Below are 19,224 nucleotides of genomic sequence, written 5' to 3'. Positions count from 1 at the left end.
TCGGTGAATAATATCTATTAGATCACAGCGAGGAACTTGCTTCAAGCTTAAAAAATAAACAATTGATAAAATATAAAAAAAGACGTGAACACGTCTTTTTTGGAGAAATTCTACAGCCTCAACGCTTTGCTAAGCGGAAAATAATGGTTGGCTATAATCGCGTAGCGATGGCCAACTGTTATTTTTCCGTTTAAGCAACTTATATTTCAATTTTGCTAAGGCCTAAATATCCCGCCAACGTTCTAAAACGTTCGCGTATATTAGAGGCGTCATTTGTCCCTTGTTGTGATAACCGATCGAATTCTAAAAATTCGAATGTGGATTCAGAATAATTTTCTTCTGCATCTTGTCTGTTTTTAGTTAACTCAATTCTGAAATCTAATAATTTTCTTCTACTAATTTTATCTACTTCGTTCAGGAGCAATGATTGTCTGAAAATCAGGTAGTACAAAACCATATTACCTTGAGATCTTAAAATTTCATCTGAATCAGAAAACACCTCTTCCATTTGTTTTACTACATTTACCACACGCTCAAATAGCACAGACATCTCTTGCTCACTTCCTGAATTCGCGGAAGCAAACTTATCCAAATAAACTTTTTTGGTATCAATTATTTTATTATTTTCAGTTAAACTATTTTCAGTTAATAGAATGCGACTTGATACTTCTAAATGCTGGTATCTTTTATTAGAAAATTTAACTTTCTTTGTAAATAAATCCATTGCGGCTACATTTCTAATTACTTTAACCGCCTCACCACCAAATGCATTCCTTTTTTCAGCAGCATTAAGAGGGACTGCTTCATTCAATCTTGAAAACATATCCTCAATTAACTCTTCATCATCAGTTCGTACACCAACAATAGGTAAAACAAATGAATCAAATTGGATTCTTATTCTAGGGTGCTCCTTTGCTATGTCTTCGTAGCTTAAGCCTGCCATTTTAATTGATGGATCTCTCTGATACTCAAAATCATCAGAAAGGTTAAATTTACCTTCAATAAATTGCCAAATAGTTTCTAGTCTTTGTCTACCGTCTATAACAGAATATGTTATTCCAGTTTCTGTTTGTTGTTCTCTTTCATATATATGGAAATATATTTTTGGAATATCATAGTCATTTAAAACAGAATCAATTAATAGCTGCTTCTTTTCTTTTGTCCATACATCTCCCATACGTTGATACGGCGGATCTAACTTTATCTCTTCTCTTTCTGCAAAAATCATCATGGTAGTTGAGTTTTTTATTGCGTTCGTTTCTATAAAGCTCATTGAATGCTCTCCTTAATGATATCGCCGATACTGGATAATTCAGGGAATAATTGGAATTTTGAATAACCTAAAAGAGCAAGTTGCTTTTTCAAAATCTCTTTAGAGGCCTGGGGAATAACTAGTTTTACTGCATGCTTTCGATTACCAATATCTTCCAATGCAATATTCTCATGATGATGTATGGTAAAGACGCCATGTTGTGCCTGAATTCTTGCATTATTTCGAGTCGCAATTGTTGCAACAGGTAAAAGCTGAACTCTTGTATTACTTTTCAAGCTTTCTACAGAATAACTTACCAACTCTTCATCTTCAAAAGAAGGTATGTAGCCATCTTCGTCTCGATTATTTATATGAGCATTTTTATTAAGTTCTGATGGATATAAAAGCCATAAAGCACCGTCTTCATTTCCGTGCTTCTCTAGATTTTCTACCGCAAAGTATAAAGCAACTAAAGGGCTTTCACTCCAGTCCAATAAACGTGTAGGCACCCCGTAATGTTGCATTAAAAACAGCCAATCAAAAGATTCTTTGGGCGCAGTATCAATCAACATAGCCGCACTCTGTTTAAAGCGTTTTAATAATGTCGATTCAGATTGTCGGCCATCTAAACGCAAATAATAAGGCTTCAATGACCATTCAGAAGATGCTTGTCCCCTATACCAAATATCTTGATTTTGATCATGATGAAGTTCTTCAAGTTTTGCTAGAAGATCCTGTATCGAGTTAATTTCCATTTTGCGGTAAAACTCCTTTGAAATATAACAGCTTGTTCAAATGAAAAATTACTTCTATCTATAAAAGAAAATTATCCATCTGATTATTTAAATGTTATTGAGAATACGTCACTATTCAATTTATTTCAATCACTTAAAAATTAGCCCTGAACTGGTGGATGTGTAAAATAAGGAAGCTTTCATTCTTTGCTGTAGAAAGAGGGAAATTAATAGCCTTGTACCTATACACAGTATCAATATTATAATTATTCGATAAATGTAAACTTTGTCTGTAATTGAATGATCATAGCCGATGCAAAAGCTTGGGCAGTCACGTGATTTTACAATGACTAAATAACCCAAGTTCAGGTTAACTAATCAATACTAATAATTACATTTCGTTAACGCTTCTAAATGGTTGGAAGTTATACACTCTTTATTCGTTATAAGACATTAAAGGTTGTAGCTATGAAAACTATTTACCGTGGTAAAGAATACCGGTTTAAGTGCTTTGAAGAGTTATGGGGGTTTTATCGAAATATTTTAGTACAACAATCAATAAAATTATAATGTTGATAGCTTTGCTTTAAAATTTATTCGAGTAATGGTTTTAGTTAGGTGTAGGGAAGTTATGTGAGGAGTTAGGTGTGAAACTTAGTTGGGCTTGTCGGTAGGATAAGGTATACCAAGTTATTAAATATGTGCTCATTTTTCTTGCGTATAAAACAAACGGTAATAATTAATGAAATGGATATTATTTCGGCTTTAAAAGTGTAGAGCTAAATGACAATTTAGCTCTACACTATCAATACAACTGAATTAGATTACAACTTAGCCAACGTATTTTTAATACATTTCAGCTTAATTATTTTCTAATTTATTAAATCAGCTGTTAAGTATTATATCCCGTTGCTGAGTATTAGAAAGACGCTTTAACTTCAAAGCGGGCTGTTCTGCCATCACCAATACTTACGTTGTTTACACCACCACCGGCAAGGTAGTCAGTGTCGAGTAAGTTTTCGATATTAAAACGAAAATCAATCACAGTATCAGAAACAAGCGTGCTGAAGGTCGCACCAAAATCTACACGGGTATAACCATCTTTTACAATAGTGTTATCACTGTCGGCAAATCGCTCACCTTGATAAAATATACCTGCATTTAATGCGATAACTTCTGTTACTTCATAACGTGACCAAATACTTGCAGACCATTTTGGTGCATCAACAGGGCGTTTGCCTTGGTATGTTTGATCTTTTTCATATACAGCATCAAGGTACATAGTTGAAGCCATTAAGAATAAAGTATCAGTTACCGCACCTTGTGCAGATAACTCTAAACCTTGATGTCTTTGCAGACCGGCTTGGGTTGTTATTGTTTCGAAATCAAGATCATCAACTAAATTTTCAGTAATTGAAGCACCACTCTTTTTAATATCAAATACGGCAGTTTCAAGCAATAAACGCTCAGACACTTGCCATTTTGCACCTACTTCAATTTGCTCAGAAGTAACGGCATCAAGCTCCATACCATGGTTCGCATCATCTACATTATCAAGTGTTTCACTTGATGCAGGTTCAAAGCCTTCAGAGTAATTTACGTAAACTGTTGCGTCATTAATAGGGTGGTATAAAACACCAAACTTAGGAACAAACGACTCGCTATTTGCACCTTCTTTCTTTTGTTGATCGAAACGACCACCAAAAGTTACTTGCCAGTGATCATTAAAAGTCACTAAATCTTGGAAATAAATACCGTAATAATCATATTCCGTTTCAGACACAGTATCATCGGTTGCATAATTAATGTTTGGTTTTGCAGGCTCGGCTTGACCAACTACATGTCCAGCAAAAGGATCGTCAGAGGCTGGATCTACACGTTTTTGTCCATAATAATAATCAAGACTATTCATACCTAATAATACTTGATGTTGACTTGAGCCGATTGAGAATTCACCAGTTAAATCGATAAATGCTGTTTTAAATTGCCAGTCATCAAAACGATCGTAAGGAGCAGATTTATAACTCATGTCTTCAGGTGAATAGCTTGATTGATTTGGCGATGATTCAAAACGTTGACGTTCGAATGTTTGTTCGTTATAGCCTACTTTAACCGCCCATTGTGGGTTGAAAAAATAAGTTACCTTACCTCCCATGTTTTTCACTGTAATATCAGTAAACGCCCATGAAAAGTCATAGATGGTTTTTTCATCACCGATTAAATCGCCATTATCATCTAACCAACCGCCGGTGTCTAATCCTGCTTCGTCTTCGGTTTGGTCGTAATAAATGTTGAAGTTTAAATTGTCGGTTATTGCGTAATCAAGCACTAATGAACCTAGGAAACGGTCACGTTCACGTTGATCATTATCTTGGTATTCACGATCGTATTTTACATCTTGTTTTACAAGTACTGCGCGGTAACCGAAATCTTCGGTAATTCTACCACCAGCATCCATCATAAATCGTGTTGAACCGTTTTGGTCTGTGTCGGCACTAATATCAAATAAAGTTTTTTCTGTTGGCTGCTTAGTCACCATGTTAATTAAACCGCCAGGGCCAGATTGTCCATATAATGCACTTGATGGACCTTTAATTACTTCAACTCTTTGTAAAGTTTCGATAGGTTGTTGGTAGTGTGACCAATGTTGATGTCCGTCACGTAAATAACCTGTAGAAGAGCTCAACTCAAAACCACGAGAGTAGAATACTTCGCGATTACGTTGCTTTGAGCCAGGGGATAAACTTGCATCGTTGGCAAGTACTTCACCTAAAGTTGTCGCAAGTTGTTCATCAATGACTACTTCTGGAATAACAGAAACTGATTGAGCAGTTTCTAATAATGAAGCATTAGTACGCATAGCACCAGATGCATCATTAACTTTATAGTTATTAAAATAATTACCTGTTACCTTAATTACTTCTACACCTTTTTTATCAGTGTTATTTTTTGTTTCGATTTGTGTATTATCAGCTTGAGTAACCGCAGAATCTTCTGCAAATACTTGTGGCGTAATAGACAAAAGGGCGACTGATACAGCAATAGATATTTTATTTTTTAACATGATATTCCTACAAATAATTCATCATAATTAGTTTATTTACTCTAATGAAGTAAATTATACGTAGTATTAATCTTAATGCAAGTAGTTATCATTCTGATTTTTAAAGTTGTTACGTTTGTTGTGTGATACGATAAATAAAACGATTCATCGATCACTGAGATTTCAGATTAGTTAATAAAAATGTAGACTTATTATATGGGTGCATTGATTTTTTATTTGTTATAAGAGGATAGGTAGATGTGCTTACTAGAGAATGTATGAGCATAGTCTCTTGAGTTACTAAATCATAGTTAGTATTAGATCATCAAGTAGTGTATTAATGAGAAATTCCCTTTACACTGCAAATGATAATCATTGTTATTTGTTTGACATGATAATGATTGTTTTGTACAGTGCACACCATAAAAAAACAACTGTATTTATAGCGAGTATTTTAAAATATTTTCTTAATGTAACAAGAAGTTATTACTTATACCGATAATCTTATTAACATACGTATGGTGTATATAAATAGTCGATTAAAAAACAGTTATTTAAATTTATAACACAGTAGTACTCAGGGTAGAAAACAGATGAAAATAGCATTAGGTAACGCACGTCAATGGCATTGGATCAGTGCGGCTATTTGTAGTATTGGGATGCTGTTTTTTTCATGGACAGGCATTACCCTTAATCATGCAGGGGACATTCCTGCTAACAATGATATCACTACAATTGAAAGTCAATTACCAAATGCTTTAGTAGACCCTTGGCGCATACGTACTGAAAACAATGAAAGCCATAGCGGTGAAAATAATAAACGAAATGGCAATGAAAAATATGATCTAAATAACAATGCTTTGCCAGAAAATGCTTTACCCGAAAATATACGTGAGTATTTAATATCCGAGTATAAATTATCATTATCAAGTGGCTTAATTGGTGAGCTTGATGATGGAGAGTTTTATTTATCTATGCCAAATCCTGGCGTAGATGCATGGCTTTCAATTGATCTTGAAAGCGGAGAGCTTATTTATGAGCAAACAGATAGAGGCTGGATTTCATTTTTTAATGATTTACACAAAGGTCGTTATACCAATGAGGCTTGGCGTTGGTTTATCGATATATTTGCCGGAATATCTATCGTTTTTTGTTTAAGTGGTTTGTGGTTGCTTTATAAACAAGCTAACTTCCGTTTATCAACATGGCCCATAGTTACTTTAGGTGTACTTGCGCCACTTATTATTATTTTAGTTAGTTTACATTAATCATCGTATTTACAAGGAAAATCAATGAATCGTATTACCTTTCTTCGTGTTGTGCTTTGTTCAACACTTGCATTAAACGCCGCCATTAGCGCTGTCGCTCATGCCGATAACAATAAGTTGTCATTAAGTGTCGAATTACCTCGCATGGATGTTGCTGAATACCATAAACCGTACGTAGCGGTATGGTTAGAAGATAGCAGCCGTAAGTCAACTCAAGTCGCTTTATGGTACGACCAAGATATGAAAGATGATGAAGGCAAAAAGTGGCTAAAAGATATTCGTCAGTGGTGGCGACGTATTGGCCGACAAGCAGAGCAACCGTTTGATGGTTTAACTTCAGCGACTAAAGGCCCTGGGAAGCATATTATCTCTGTTGACTTGAATGCTGAGCAATTAAAAACACTACCCGCAGGTGAATATCAATTACGTATTGAAGCCTCAAGAGAAGTAGGTGGTAGAGAAGTGATTAATGTTCCAATTGTATTACCCGTAAACGCAAGCGACTACCCATTACAAGCAAAAGGCAGTACTGAATTAGGTGCTGTTGAAGTTATGTTGGATTAACCGTTTTAGTTTAAAAGCTAAACATAAAAATATTTAACAATTAATTTAAACAACTTATTTAAACAACTGATTTAAACAATTAAAGGATCAATAAATGAATATCTCTACACCTATTAAAGCATTATTGTCTCTCACTATGGCATTGGGCTTATGTGTTAACGCTAACGCTCATCGTGCTTGGATTTTACCTAGCTCAACTAATTTATCTGGTGAAACACCATGGGTAACGTTCGACGCCGCCGTTTCAAACTCTTTATTTGTTCCTGAGTACGTACCTTTGCGTATGAAAGGTTTATTAGTTCAAGACCCTTTAGGCAAAACGGTTGAAGTTGAAAATACTAATACAGGTAAATTTCGTTCAACGTTTGATTTGAATTTACTAACCCCAGGCACTTATAAACTTTCTTATGCTTCAGGTGGTTTAAGCGCTTCTTGGAAAGATAAAGAAGGCAAGCGTAAAAGATGGCCTGGCCGTGGTGAAACAGCAGTGGAAGCTGACTTTACAACAGCAGTACCACAAAATGCTGATTCATTAAAAGTAGCTCGTAGCTTCCGCCGTTTAGAAACATTTGTTACTTCTGGTGAACCAACTGTTAAAGTATTTGAACCAAGTAATTCAGGTTTAGAGCTAGTACCTGTTACTCACCCTAATGATTTATTTGCAGGTGAAAGTGCTAAATTTCAATTCTTATTTCATGGCAAACCAGCTGTTGGTGTGAAATTAGCCATTGTTAAAGGTGATACACGTTACCGTAACGATCAAAATCAACTTGATTTAGTAACTGATGCCAAAGGTTTTGTAAACATTACTTGGCCTGAAGCGGGTATGTATTTACTTGAAGCCGATTATGAAGATGATATAGCCGAGGCTCCTGCCACTTCACGTCGCGGCAGCTATGGTGCAACATTCTCAGTATTGCCATTATAGTTTTTGGTTTCATCTTCCTATAACTTATACCCAGCAATGTGGGTATAAGTTACTTGCTAGCATAAATTGAGCTAGCCGTTATTTAAAAATCGCCAAATCGAAAGCCTAACAAAAGTGTGTTTATGCAAAGTTTGTATTCAACTAATGTTGTCATTATTTTTTTAAGTGTTGCCTGGTTAGTTTTGTGTTTTGTAATGTGGCGTTTACATCGTTTTAGGTGTAGTACTCCGGCTACTAACGGCACAGTTCTCATAACTTATGCTAGCCAAACAGGTAATGCTCAAGCTATTGCTAACCGCTGCGCACAAGCATTAGATCTTTCTGAGTCTTCTCATGTTATAGCTTTAAATTCATTAACATTTGAACATTTAGACTCAATTGAAAAAATATTATTTGTGGTGAGTACTTATGGTAATGGTGAAGCGCCTGATAACGGTGCCTTGTTTATTAAAAAGTTCTCTAAAATGTTCGCTAAACATAATGCGAAGCAAACGTCTGCTGATAACAATAATACATACCATGAAAATAAAGTATTAAGCCATTTAAGCTATTCTATTATCGCCTTAGGTGATAGTAGCTATCCTGAATTTTGTGCCTTTGGTTATCAAGTTAATCAAACAATGTTAAAGGCTGGCGCTAACTCGTTAGGTAATGTTATTACGGTTGATAATTATGAAGAACAAATTACCAAACTTGCTGATATTACACCTGATTGGATCAATATTGATCACGAAGTAACACTTAACCCAGAAATTAAATCTTTACAATATTGGCAGTTAAATGAACGTGTAGTACTTAACCCAGATTGTAATGATGAAAAATTACTACAATTAAACTTTACAAGTATTGGCCCTTGTCCTCATTGGCAAGCCGGCGATTTAATTGATATACAACCGCAAAACCCTGTTGAGGTTGTAGAGCAGTGGCTGCTTGAAAATCAATTTAATGGTGATACTTGGTTAACTTACCAAGGGCATCAACAAACTTTAACATCATGGTTGTTAACAAGAGAGCTACCAAAAGTTTGTTTATATACGCAAGATGAATTAGTAAGCAAATTACCTTACTTACACAAACGTAGCTATTCAATTGCCTCCATTACACAATCAGGTCAATTAGAGCTTATCGTTCGGTTATTTGAGAGTGCTGATACTAAAAAATTTGGTTTAGCATCGGGTTACTTAAGCCATTATTGTCAAATAGGCGATGTTGTTGAAGGACAAATTAGAAATGTGAGTGCATACCATAATATTGATCACAGTAAGTCGATAATACTTATAGGTGCCGGTAGTGGTTTAGCGGGTTTAAAAGCACAAATTGCGGAACGCACATTTTTTGATAACCACTCAGTTGTAAATAATAAAACAGGGCCTAGTTGGTTAATATTTGGCGAACGAAATGATGATCCGCAACTGCCTCTAAATCAACAGCTCGCTAACTTGCAAGCAAGTTCATTAACGAAATTAAGTTGTGCCTACTCCCAAAAAAATGCGCAAGAAACACAAGTAGATAAATACGTGCAAGACATTGTGTTGCGCGAGCAAGTAACCGTTAAACAGTGGGTTGCCGATGGTGCTAGTATATATGTTTGTGGATCGTTATCAGGCATGGGTGAGGGCGTTCAGCAAACCTTAATTGATATTTTAGGGCAATCAAGCTTAGAAAAATTACAACAGCAACAACGTTATATTCGCGACGTTTATTAATAACGCTTTCTCTCATTAGCATTGCCTAGAATACTGAGCGATAGTAGACTTTGATAATATTGCTCTTGTGTAAACTTACCCACCCCACGTGTTTTCTTGCAAAATGTTACTCATCGAGCAATTGATATCTTTTTCTAGTACAATGCTCGCCAAATTAATATTACTTTTTTTGAAAGGATCGATTTTGTCAGAGAAAAATATAATTGTTTCCGTTGGCGGAAATGTTGAAACGGCAGTCAAAGGCGAATATTCGGTTGATGTGAAATCAGTGTTAAGCGAAGCTTGGCAATTAACACTTAACTCGAGAATGTCGATTAATCTTGGATTAATTGGCGTGTTCTTTTTTGGCGTAGTTGTTTCTTATATTGCCAGTAGTTTTTTTGGTGGTATTGAAATTGTTTTTGAAAACCCTGAAATGCTGCAGATTATTAATGTGATTGTCACTATTGCCGTGTGGCCGTTTATCGCAGGTATTGAAATGATGGGGGTTTATCATGCTATTAATAGACCGACCACCAGTAATATGGTTTTCTCGTTCTTAAATCGTGGTAGCTGGGTTGCACTTTGTGCCTTGTTAACTTCTTTACTAATAAGCCTTGGCGCACAATTATTTATTATTCCTGGAATAATTTTGGCGGTACTTTTATCGCTAACTGTGCCACTTGTTGTAGAAAAAAAGATGAGCCCTGTTCAAGCGGTTGTATTGTCGGTTAAATCACTGCGTTTTAAATTACTACCATTATTAGCTATTTACTTTGTTCTTTTTATGACCTTAATTTCACTACTTGTCCCTATTGCTTTATTAGTAGACTCGAGTTTAGCGCCTATTGGTATCATGATATTTTTATTCGGATTAACCTATTTAGCGCCGTGGTACTATAATGTGAAAGGTATATTGTATCGCGACATATTTGGTGTGTTTGTTAATAGAACGCTAAGTGAAGAAAGTATTAACGGCGAACTCGAAATGGATAATAAACCGTCTAGTAAAAGCTATACTAAGAAAGACTCTGGGCATAATGGTCCAGATGATACATTTTCAGCTTAATTATAAAAAAGGATTTATCAGTATGATGCTTTTTATTCGTTATATATTAGCTATTTTATTACTTGTTGCATTGGCAGCACCTTTTACCTTTTTAAAACCCGACAGTTTAGATAATGAAACAGATACTATTATCATAGAAGAAGTTACTGTTGATCTCAGCTCTGGAAAGCCGGTAACTAAAATTACCCGTATCAAGCAAAATAAACCTAAACCTGCACCTAAGGTTGTAGAAAAAGAGGTTGTTTTTGAAGAGCCCTTACACCAAGTGAAATTACCTGACTTTTCTGCTATTAGTGATATACCAACTAAAAAGCGTCAATTCTTTAGTTTTATTCGCCCTGCAGTTGAAGCTAAAAATCAGCAGTTAAGAGAAAAACGCAGTAAACTTGAATATTGGCATGAACAAATATCTTTAGGCATAGGTTTAACAGATGAAGAAAATTTAGAGTTACAAGCCTTTGTAGATGCCTACCGTGTTGATAATGGTGCTTCGTCATTACAACAAATAGATGACCTATTAATGCGTGTTGATGTTATCCCAACCTCGTTGGTTTTAGTGCAAGCAGCAAATGAATCTGCGTGGGGAACCTCACGTTTTGCTCGAGTAGGTTTGAACTTCTTTGGTATTTGGTGTTATAAGCGCGGTTGTGGCATGGTACCTGGCGGTCGTGATACCGGCGCTAAACATGAAGTTGCTGCGTTTCAAAGTATCGACTCTGCTATTTCAGGTTATTTTAATAATATAAATAAGCATAACGCCTATCATGTATTTAGAACTATTCGTGCGGAATTACGTGCACAAGATCAACCTCTTGATGCTGAAATTTTAGCAACCGGTTTATTACCTTATTCGCAACGTGGAGCACATTATGTGTTAGATATCACCGATATGTTGCGTCACAATAAACGTTACTTTGTTCAAAAAAAGCCAACACAAGCGTTATAGACGGTCAATACTTCTATTTCAAGGATTAATATAAAAAACGGTCAATACATAATAGAATAGTATTGACCGTTTTTTATATCGTTAAGTTTATTGAGAAAATAATTACAGGTGAAACAACAGTATCAGAGCAAGAGTAACTTCACGGTTAAATGTTAACAGAAATGACAAGTATAAGTTTCGAAGATGGTCTAGTTAACCTCTCACTATTTACATTACATAAATTGGATAAAAATCTTGAATGATGAAACTCAAAAATTATTTTCTTTAAGTGGTAAGGTAGCATTAGTTACAGGCGCAAGTAGAGGTTTAGGGCAAGCAATAGCAGTAGGTTTGGCAAAAGCAGGTGCTACCGTGCTTTGTTGCGCATCACGTCCTGGCGGCACTGATGCCACAATAGCATTAATCAAACTAGCTGGCGGGAACGCGCATGGTTTAGCTGCAGATTTATCAGATGAAGCAGCCGTTACGAAACTCTATCAAGATGCGATAACTGTGGCGGGTCAAGTAGATATTTTAATAAATAATGGTGGCACTATTTCTCGTTTTCCTGCGCACGAATATCCTATGGATGAATTTCGAAGCGTAATCGATGTTAACTTAAATGGCTTATTTCAGTTAAGCCAACTTGCCGGAAAAGACATGTTAACACGTAAAACCGGAAAAATAATTAACATTGCTTCAATGTTATCTTATTCGGGCGGCATGACAGTGCCAGCTTATACCGCAAGTAAACATGCGGTTGCCGGTATCACTAAAGCATTAGCGAATGAGTGGGCAATAAGTAACGTGCAGGTGAACGCAATTGCCCCAGGTTACTTCAAAACAGACAACACTAAAGCATTACAAGACAACCCTGAACGTAACGCTGACATTGTAAAACGTATTCCAGCAGGTCAATGGGGTGAACCAGAACAATTAGCGGGCACTGCTATTTTTCTAGCATCATCAGCAAGTGATTATGTTAATGGGCATGTTTTAGCGGTTGATGGTGGTTGGTTAGCACGATAAAGCAGGTTAATGACAAACGCTTATTCCGCTTTTTAGTAACGAAATTCTAGGTATTATTTCCATTTTTATAGCGCCCTAACTACTCCTTTAAAATGTCAGCGATTAATAATTGGCAGCGTAGCGTTGATGAATAATCTAATTTGGGAGTAACAAGATGAATTCAAATTACTGCATTCGTTAACGTATTACCTTGCCCACTTATTAGTGAAATATCAGGCTCAGGAGTTGTTGCTACTAATGCTATAGCTAGCTTTATTATCCCATAAATGGAAAAAGTGCTAGGATAAAAATTTTACAATAACTATAAAATAACGAAGGTTAATAATAAATACAATAGTGAGAAAATTGAGATGATATATATCGTAATGGGAGTAAGTGGTTGTGGTAAATCAACAGTTGGAGCAAAGCTTGCTGAGCAACTATCGGTACCATTTTATGATGCTGATGATTATCACTTCCCTGAAAGTATTGCCAAAATGGCGGGGGGCACAGCGTTAACTGATGAAGATCGTAAACCTTGGTTAAATTTTCTAGCTAAAAAAATTGTTGAGTGGCAAGCGGCAGGTGGTTGTGTTTTAGCTTGTTCATCATTAAAGCAAGTTTACCGTGATTTATTATCATCAACCACAGAAGGGAGTGTGAAGTTTGTTTATTTACAAGGTGATAAAGACTTACTTTTATCGCGCTTAACGAATAGAGAATCTCACTTTATGGGCAGTACTTTGCTAGAAAGCCAGCTACAAACCCTAGAAGTGCCACTTGATGCGATTACCGTATCAGTTGCACTTGCCGTTGATGATATTATCGCGCATATTTTAAAGAAAATTAACTAATAAAAAGCACTATATTTTACCTAATTTATTTAACAAATATTTTAGTAACGTAAATTTATAATAGTTTAAGTTATCAGTTGTTCAAGGTGAGAAGTCGCCCCCCAGTAATGGGTTATTAGGGGCTTTCATATGGCAGCTATTTTAAGGCAATTATAAATAACCTGAGTTCGGGATAATGAAATTGTAAAGTACAACAATTTCAACTATTTGTATTCACGTATCTACAATAGTTTTAATTATTCGTAGTACAAGGCGGGAAAGCGAAGCCAATAACTGGTTATTGGGAGCTTTCGTAACGCAGTAATACGGATAATTAAGGCTGTTGTAGCATTTTGCTTATTCCGAACTCAGGTTAATTATACGGATATTTGTTATATCGAATTCGGCTTAATAGCCAGTTTATTAAATAATGAGTTATATAAACATGCGCTCAACAGGCTATATCACTAGATATTAGTTACGTTAATATATAAAGACTCGTCAATATTTGAAGAAGAAACATGTTCTTTTTCAAATTCATATTCTTCTTTTTCAGTTGAACGATCGATTTTTAAGTTTTGAAAATCAAATAAGTTAGTATCGGCAAGTTGACTTAAACTAACGTTTTTCATTGATTTAAAAATAGCCTCCACTCTACCGGGGGTTTGCGCATCCCAATCAGTTAGCATCGCTTTTACATTTTGTCTTTGTAGGTTTTCTTGCGAGCCGCACAAGTTACAAGGAATGATTGGAAACTCTTTAAAATTAGAAAACTTAATTAAATCAGATTCTCTACAATATGCAAGCGGGCGAATAACGATGTTTCGTTTATCGTCAGATAATAGTTTAGGTGGCATACTTTTCATTTTAGAACCAAAAAACATGTTTAAGAACATAGTTTCTACCATGTCATCCATATGATGCCCTAAGGCAATTTTTGTCGCGCCAATAGACTCTGCAAATGAATATAAGGTGCCTCTACGTAATCTAGAACATAAACCGCAAGTTGTTTTACCTTCATCTATTTTAGCTTTAACCACTGAGTAGGTATCTTTATCTACTATATAGTAAGGGATATCTAATGATTCAAAATACTCAGGTAAAATATGCTCTGGAAAACCAGGTTGTTTCTGATCTAAGTTAACTGCAATCACTTTAAAATTAATAGGTGCAGACTTTTGCAGAGCAATTAAAATATCAAGCATGGCAAAAGAGTCTTTGCCTCCGCTGATAGCTGCCATCACAACATCGCCTTCTTCAATCATGTTGTAATCGAAAATAGCTTTACCTACATTTCTTCTAAGCTTTTTGATGAGCTTATTTTGGTTAGTAGATAGTTTAGGTGTGTCTAATACAGCCATGATTTATAAAAGCCTTTGGTAAGTAAAACGGTAAGTCGAATAGTAAAAAATGTGAAGTATATACCCGGTCCAGTTCAAGATGCAAATACTGTCTGTTGAACTAGAGAAAGTAGTTATGAAAAGTTAAATTATGGGTATAAAAAAAGAGTTAAGTTAGTAATAAATACTGCGCTTAACTCTTTTTAGCTTAACTATTTTTGTAAGTAATTAACCTAAGGCTAATTTCTTAACAACAAACCCGAAATTATATACGACGAAGTAATTGTTGGTTTAAACGCATTAACATGTAGTCACGCTCTTTATTCCAATTTAAGTCTTCTGCCATCGTATTAACTGCTTGGGTGACGTTGTTAACAAATTTACCGTAAGTATTGTGTGTTTCGTCTGAATCAGTAGCACAATATATGAACTGAATTGTATCAACTAATTTATCGCCTTCCCATTGTGAAGTAACATCTGTGCCTTCTTCTTCTGGGTTATAACCCAAAGAGATAATATCGCCATTAATAATAGTTTTCTTTTCTTTATCAAGACGAACAATCGGTGACATACCATTAGCTAACATAGTTGCATGTTTTAGTTGATGGGTTTTCACACTATTAGTAAAAGCAGTTGATATTTTTTCATATAGTAATTCATATGGTTTTTCAGCGTCATAATCAATTGCTGTATCTTTAAGCAGACGTCTAGTCATAGGCATACTTACTACCGCATAAGTAATAGCAGACGCGGTTTCAGGTACAGGATATCCTTGATGTAAATAACGAGCTGATATTTCTCTGAAAGTATGTGTAACACTTTCTTTATTGCCTTTTTGACGAGCAAAAATATCATAAGTTAAATGCTGGTGATCACGCACCTTTAAATCTTCTTTGTCTAGACCGATACGTGCTGAAATTAATTCAACAGCAGAAATAACTTTTTCATGAAACTCTGCCGCATCTTCACGTAAGTTATCGCCAGTTGCTAGGAAAAGAAATTTGATCTTGTTTGAACGAACAGCACCATCAAAATAACCTTTGAATGTACTATTATGAAGAGGGCTATAAAAGAAGAATGATTGTTTTTCAGTATGTAAAACTTGTTGCTCTTCATTATGACGAACACGAACTAAACGGTTATTAGCTACAAAGTTAGCATGAGCTATATCACACTCTTCAACAGCGTTTAAGGCAAGTCTACCTAGTTTTTGATAAAACTTTTGATAAGGTCGCTCTTCAGTCGTATCAATTTTCCCAACAACTAATTCGAGCAATTTATCTGTTAATGGCATTTCGGCGATTAGGTAGTGATTATCACGCGATACTTTAGGCACATAAACTTTAACTGAAGCGCGGTGTCTGCGGAAAACTGAGCTTTTATTTATCATATTTATTCCTTACTTATTTGGTCGATTGTACTTATATTTATTGTTGTAATTACTTCAGCATACCATGTATATGTTTAACATCTGAGGAAGCTTACAAAGCAACGCTGTCTTGCATTGCGTATTTATATTGATCATGCACGATACAGATAAAACGCTTAACAGCTTTTACTGTTATTTTAAAATACTCATTTGATAACTTACTTATAACTTATTTAAAACCTAACAGAAAGTTAATCTTGTAAGGCTTTTTTAAATTAATTGATTATATATTTTAATTAGTAAGCGTAAATTATAAATGTATATTCTTTAATTTTATCATCGATATAAACGGTATTAACTCACTTTAAGTTAATAGTTTATCATGAATTTATTATTCCTTTTGATATTAACATTACAGTAACTGGCAAAGCTAGTAGATTTAGTGAAGTATCAAGGGTTTCAATTGTAATCCAGTATATTGGAGGGAATATTTTGCGTAAATATTGCCATAACGCTATAGCGATAAGGCAATATTAAAAAGTAAGTAAAAAAAGATACAAAAAAACCGCTATTAAGCGGTTTATTTGATTTACTTTATATGGTGCGCGGTAAGTGATTCGAACACTTGACAACTCGCAAGTCAGGCGAGGACTCTACCACTGAGCTAACCGCGCAGATTTATTATTTAGAACTACTTAAACTTATAAGCTGTTAGTAAACAAAACGTTGGTTTGTCAACGAGGCGCTATGTTAGCTTTTGGTTTATCGCCTTGCAAGCAGTTTTATACAATTCAGTTGAAAAACATTATGGCGTGCTGATTTTATCGTCAATGTGATTAAAACAACACCGTAAAACAACACCGAATAGAGGGATTATACTTTACCGCTTGTTAGGTTGATGTTGTCGTTCTCTGAATTTCAAAAGCTAATCGTTGTTGAATAATACGTAAACGCCAAGCCAATAAAATTGCAGCGGCGGTTAAACCGACAATAAAACCAATCCAAAGACCATAAGGCCCCATTTTAGGTACTATCCAATCAGTTACACATAAGACTAAACCAACAGATAAACCAATTAACCAATAGGAAACAAAGGTAATATATAAAATAGATTTAGTATCTTTGTAGCCACGTAATGCACCAGCAGATACAACTTGAATAGTATCTGAAAATTGATAAATAGTGGCTAATAACATTAAGTTTGCAGCTAATTCTATAACAGGCTCCTCAGTGCTATAAAAGCCCGCAATATCCTTTCTAAATAACAAGGTAAATATTGCCGTAACGCAGGCGAGCAGTAAACCTAATATATTGGCGTATAAAGTGTAATCTCTAGCTTGTTTTAGGTTGTTATTGCCCACGGCATAACCGACTTTAATAGTGGTAGCCATAGCGATACTTAATGGCACCATAAAAACAAGGCTAGTGAAGTTAAGGGCGACTTGGTGGCTCGCAACAACGAGAGCGCCAAACGGTACGAGAATAATAGCAGCAATAGCAAACAGGCTTACTTCAAACAATAAAGACAACGCAATAGGGATGCCTAAAGTAAGAATGTTTTTAATTTCATGCCAAACAGGCCAATAAAAAGCAGTAAATAAATTAGCTTGTTTGAGCACTTTTGAATAAAAACAGTAACTCAGCATACTGATAAACATTGACCAATACACTAATGCCGTTGCAATACCACATCCTGCGCCGCCTAAAGCAGGTAGGCCGAACTTGCCATAAATGAATATGTAATTTGCAGGGATATTAACTAATAAACCAATAACGCTGATGATCATGGTCGGTTTTGTATAAGACAAACCTTCGGAGTAATTTCTTAATACCAGATACAAACAATAACCTGGAGCGCCCCAAATAATAAAACCGAGGTAATCAAACATTAATCCTGCAAGTTTATCCTCTAAGGTCACATGAGGTGCAATAATTGGCATCAATATATAATAAAGCCCAACAAGCGATAAGCCCAATACTAAGCCTATCCATGCAGTTTGATAGGTTTTCTCCACCACTTCTTCATATTTACTTGAGCCAGATAGCTGAGACACAATGGCTGCTAACGCCATCATTAATCCATAAACAGTTAACGTAATTGGTAACCAAATACTGTTAGCTACGGCAACGGCGGCTAAATCTATAGAGCTTACGCGTCCTGCCATAACTATATCAACAAACCCCATCAAGTTTTGTATAAGCTGGGCAATTAAAATAGGGTAGGTGAGCTTTAATAAACTTTTACTGTGGGTAAAAAAATCCGCAAGATTCATTTTTTGACAACTTTTAACAAGGAGAAGAGCAAAGGTGATTGGCGCTAAATTTACTTCATTAACTACATTAACTATGAAGGTTATTTTTATAAATAATCACTAGACAGCTATTTGTAGGTGGTTATGAGTTTTGGTGGCAAAGTCATATTTAATGATTTGAAATTAACGCCTAAAAAACACTAGTTATGATAATTGAGATAACAAAAGCAAACAAGGCAATTATCTATAGATTACCCATATAGAACACCCACTAGTACGATGCTTTAAATAGCTAGGTGAAAATATAATTATTGTTAGGGTCTGTTGATCTTTCGATATTACTTTTACAGCAACTTGTTTGGATTTCTTTGTATTAAGAGAAGACAAGGCAGAGTATGTGACGTGTAGTTAGCTACTCGTTCATACGATAACCTAGTATAAATTTCAAACAAGTGCTGCCCTTTAGGGCTCATTTAAAACGAATTTACTCATTGTTGCTCGCTTTTTTATAGAATAACTATGATACAAAGCTCGCGCCGCGATTTAATTCGGTTTAAATTTTATCCCTGAAAGATCAACAGCTCCTAATAAATTGGTTATTAGTAGCTGTTGGTGATAACACTCAAAAGCTGGTTACAAATAACTTATTTATCACCACTATCAACTGACAATTGAATTGTTTTTCTATATTCATCTATATGTAAATGATAGTGAATTTCATTACAACAAGCAGGGCATTCATCGTAATAATCTTGATCACCTGCGGAGCTATCAATTGTTGTATGTAAATGGTGAGCGCAATGAGGACAAGTAATACGTTTTTCACTGAGTTGAGTAGTCATAATCTCTGCTCCAACAATAAAGTAAAAATTAAGTTATTTTAATTTAGTTATCTTAACTAACCTGAGTTCGGGATAAGCAAAATGCTACAACAGCCTTAATTATCCGTATTAC

The 19,224-nt window shown here is 35.3% G+C and carries 15 protein-coding genes and 1 tRNA gene; 8 read left to right on the top strand and 8 right to left on the bottom strand.

Going from position 1 to position 19,224, the window contains the following annotated elements:
* Nucleotides 1-199 precede the first annotated feature (199 nt).
* The 3 genes from CWS31_RS16585 to CWS31_RS16575 all read right to left on the bottom strand — a co-directional run bounded on the left by CWS31_RS16585 (nt 200) and on the right by CWS31_RS16575 (nt 5,050).
* Nucleotides 200-1,273, bottom strand: coding sequence for a DUF262 domain-containing protein (locus tag CWS31_RS16585; RefSeq protein ID WP_101343760.1), 1,074 nt, complete (start codon nt 1,271-1,273; stop codon nt 200-202).
* Nucleotides 1,270-2,007, bottom strand: a complete 738-nt coding sequence (locus CWS31_RS16580; RefSeq protein ID WP_101343761.1) for an FRG domain-containing protein — start codon at nt 2,005-2,007, stop codon at nt 1,270-1,272. Before CWS31_RS16580 ends, CWS31_RS16585 begins: the two co-directional genes overlap by 4 nt.
* A gap of 898 nt (nt 2,008-2,905) precedes the next feature.
* Nucleotides 2,906-5,050 (bottom strand): TonB-dependent receptor, encoded by a 2,145-nt coding sequence (locus tag CWS31_RS16575; RefSeq protein ID WP_101343762.1) that lies wholly within the window; start codon nt 5,048-5,050, stop codon nt 2,906-2,908.
* A gap of 572 nt (nt 5,051-5,622) precedes the next feature.
* Between CWS31_RS16575 and CWS31_RS16570 the strand changes: the two genes are divergently transcribed.
* The 8 genes from CWS31_RS16570 to CWS31_RS16535 all read left to right on the top strand — a co-directional run bounded on the left by CWS31_RS16570 (nt 5,623) and on the right by CWS31_RS16535 (nt 13,330).
* Complete coding sequence (locus CWS31_RS16570; RefSeq protein ID WP_101343763.1) at nt 5,623-6,297, top strand: PepSY-associated TM helix domain-containing protein; 675 nt, start codon at nt 5,623-5,625, stop codon at nt 6,295-6,297.
* A 24-nt stretch (nt 6,298-6,321) separates the two neighbouring features.
* Complete coding sequence (locus tag CWS31_RS16565) at nt 6,322-6,861, top strand: DUF2271 domain-containing protein (RefSeq protein ID WP_101343764.1); 540 nt, start codon at nt 6,322-6,324, stop codon at nt 6,859-6,861.
* Nucleotides 6,862-6,955: 94 nt separating this feature from the next.
* Nucleotides 6,956-7,789 carry a DUF4198 domain-containing protein gene (locus CWS31_RS16560; protein ID WP_101343765.1) on the top strand — a complete coding sequence of 278 codons (834 nt, stop codon included), beginning with the start codon at nt 6,956-6,958 and terminating at the stop codon, nt 7,787-7,789.
* Between the two features lie 122 nt (nt 7,790-7,911).
* Nucleotides 7,912-9,495: a flavodoxin domain-containing protein gene (locus tag CWS31_RS16555; protein WP_101343766.1), complete on the top strand. Its 1,584-nt coding sequence runs from the start codon at nt 7,912-7,914 to the stop codon at nt 9,493-9,495.
* Nucleotides 9,496-9,679: 184 nt separating this feature from the next.
* Nucleotides 9,680-10,543, top strand: a complete 864-nt coding sequence (locus tag CWS31_RS16550) for a YciC family protein (protein ID WP_101343767.1) — start codon at nt 9,680-9,682, stop codon at nt 10,541-10,543.
* Between the two features lie 22 nt (nt 10,544-10,565).
* A complete protein-coding gene (locus CWS31_RS16545; RefSeq protein WP_246143596.1) occupies nt 10,566-11,489 on the top strand; it encodes a glucosaminidase domain-containing protein in 924 nt (307 codons plus the stop codon).
* 234 nt (nt 11,490-11,723) lie between these two features.
* Complete coding sequence (locus tag CWS31_RS16540) at nt 11,724-12,497, top strand: glucose 1-dehydrogenase (protein WP_101343768.1); 774 nt, start codon at nt 11,724-11,726, stop codon at nt 12,495-12,497.
* Nucleotides 12,498-12,847: 350 nt separating this feature from the next.
* Nucleotides 12,848-13,330, top strand: coding sequence for a gluconokinase (locus tag CWS31_RS16535; RefSeq protein WP_101343769.1), 483 nt, complete (start codon nt 12,848-12,850; stop codon nt 13,328-13,330).
* Nucleotides 13,331-13,776: 446 nt separating this feature from the next.
* Here the strand turns inward: CWS31_RS16535 and ttcA are convergent, their stop codons facing one another.
* The 5 genes from ttcA to CWS31_RS16510 all read right to left on the bottom strand — a co-directional run bounded on the left by ttcA (nt 13,777) and on the right by CWS31_RS16510 (nt 19,112).
* Nucleotides 13,777-14,670 carry a tRNA 2-thiocytidine(32) synthetase TtcA gene (gene ttcA / locus CWS31_RS16530; protein ID WP_101343770.1) on the bottom strand — a complete coding sequence of 298 codons (894 nt, stop codon included), beginning with the start codon at nt 14,668-14,670 and terminating at the stop codon, nt 13,777-13,779.
* Nucleotides 14,671-14,914: 244 nt separating this feature from the next.
* Complete coding sequence (locus CWS31_RS16525; protein ID WP_101343771.1) at nt 14,915-16,039, bottom strand: DUF3083 family protein; 1,125 nt, start codon at nt 16,037-16,039, stop codon at nt 14,915-14,917.
* Between the two features lie 578 nt (nt 16,040-16,617).
* Nucleotides 16,618-16,692, bottom strand: a tRNA-Val gene (locus CWS31_RS16520).
* Nucleotides 16,693-16,908: 216 nt separating this feature from the next.
* Complete coding sequence (locus CWS31_RS16515; RefSeq protein WP_101343772.1) at nt 16,909-18,291, bottom strand: MATE family efflux transporter; 1,383 nt, start codon at nt 18,289-18,291, stop codon at nt 16,909-16,911.
* A gap of 623 nt (nt 18,292-18,914) precedes the next feature.
* Complete coding sequence (locus tag CWS31_RS16510) at nt 18,915-19,112, bottom strand: CPXCG motif-containing cysteine-rich protein (protein WP_101343773.1); 198 nt, start codon at nt 19,110-19,112, stop codon at nt 18,915-18,917.
* Nucleotides 19,113-19,224 lie beyond the last annotated feature (112 nt).

The sequence above is a fragment of the Colwellia echini genome (assembly GCF_002843355.2).
Lineage (GTDB): Bacteria > Pseudomonadota > Gammaproteobacteria > Enterobacterales > Alteromonadaceae > Colwellia > Colwellia echini.
Note: the sequence above shows the minus strand (reverse complement) of the source record. Positions and strands in the feature narration are given on the sequence as shown.

What these genes read in the sequence shown, in the direction of transcription:
- CWS31_RS16585 (WP_101343760.1), bottom strand. Translation starts at nt 1,273, where the DNA reads ATGAGCTTTATAGAAACGAACGCAATAAAAAACTCAACTACCATGATG.
- CWS31_RS16580 (WP_101343761.1), bottom strand. Translation starts at nt 2,007, where the DNA reads ATGGAAATTAACTCGATACAGGATCTTCTAGCAAAACTTGAAGAACTT.
- CWS31_RS16575 (WP_101343762.1), bottom strand. Translation starts at nt 5,050, where the DNA reads ATGTTAAAAAATAAAATATCTATTGCTGTATCAGTCGCCCTTTTGTCT.
- CWS31_RS16570 (WP_101343763.1), top strand. Translation starts at nt 5,623, where the DNA reads ATGAAAATAGCATTAGGTAACGCACGTCAATGGCATTGGATCAGTGCG.
- CWS31_RS16565 (WP_101343764.1), top strand. Translation starts at nt 6,322, where the DNA reads ATGAATCGTATTACCTTTCTTCGTGTTGTGCTTTGTTCAACACTTGCA.
- CWS31_RS16560 (WP_101343765.1), top strand. Translation starts at nt 6,956, where the DNA reads ATGAATATCTCTACACCTATTAAAGCATTATTGTCTCTCACTATGGCA.
- CWS31_RS16555 (WP_101343766.1), top strand. Translation starts at nt 7,912, where the DNA reads ATGCAAAGTTTGTATTCAACTAATGTTGTCATTATTTTTTTAAGTGTT.
- CWS31_RS16545 (WP_246143596.1), top strand. Translation starts at nt 10,566, where the DNA reads ATGATGCTTTTTATTCGTTATATATTAGCTATTTTATTACTTGTTGCA.
- CWS31_RS16535 (WP_101343769.1), top strand. Translation starts at nt 12,848, where the DNA reads ATGATATATATCGTAATGGGAGTAAGTGGTTGTGGTAAATCAACAGTT.
- ttcA (WP_101343770.1), bottom strand. Translation starts at nt 14,670, where the DNA reads ATGGCTGTATTAGACACACCTAAACTATCTACTAACCAAAATAAGCTC.
- CWS31_RS16525 (WP_101343771.1), bottom strand. Translation starts at nt 16,039, where the DNA reads ATGATAAATAAAAGCTCAGTTTTCCGCAGACACCGCGCTTCAGTTAAA.
- CWS31_RS16515 (WP_101343772.1), bottom strand. Translation starts at nt 18,291, where the DNA reads ATGAATCTTGCGGATTTTTTTACCCACAGTAAAAGTTTATTAAAGCTC.
- CWS31_RS16510 (WP_101343773.1), bottom strand. Translation starts at nt 19,112, where the DNA reads ATGACTACTCAACTCAGTGAAAAACGTATTACTTGTCCTCATTGCGCT.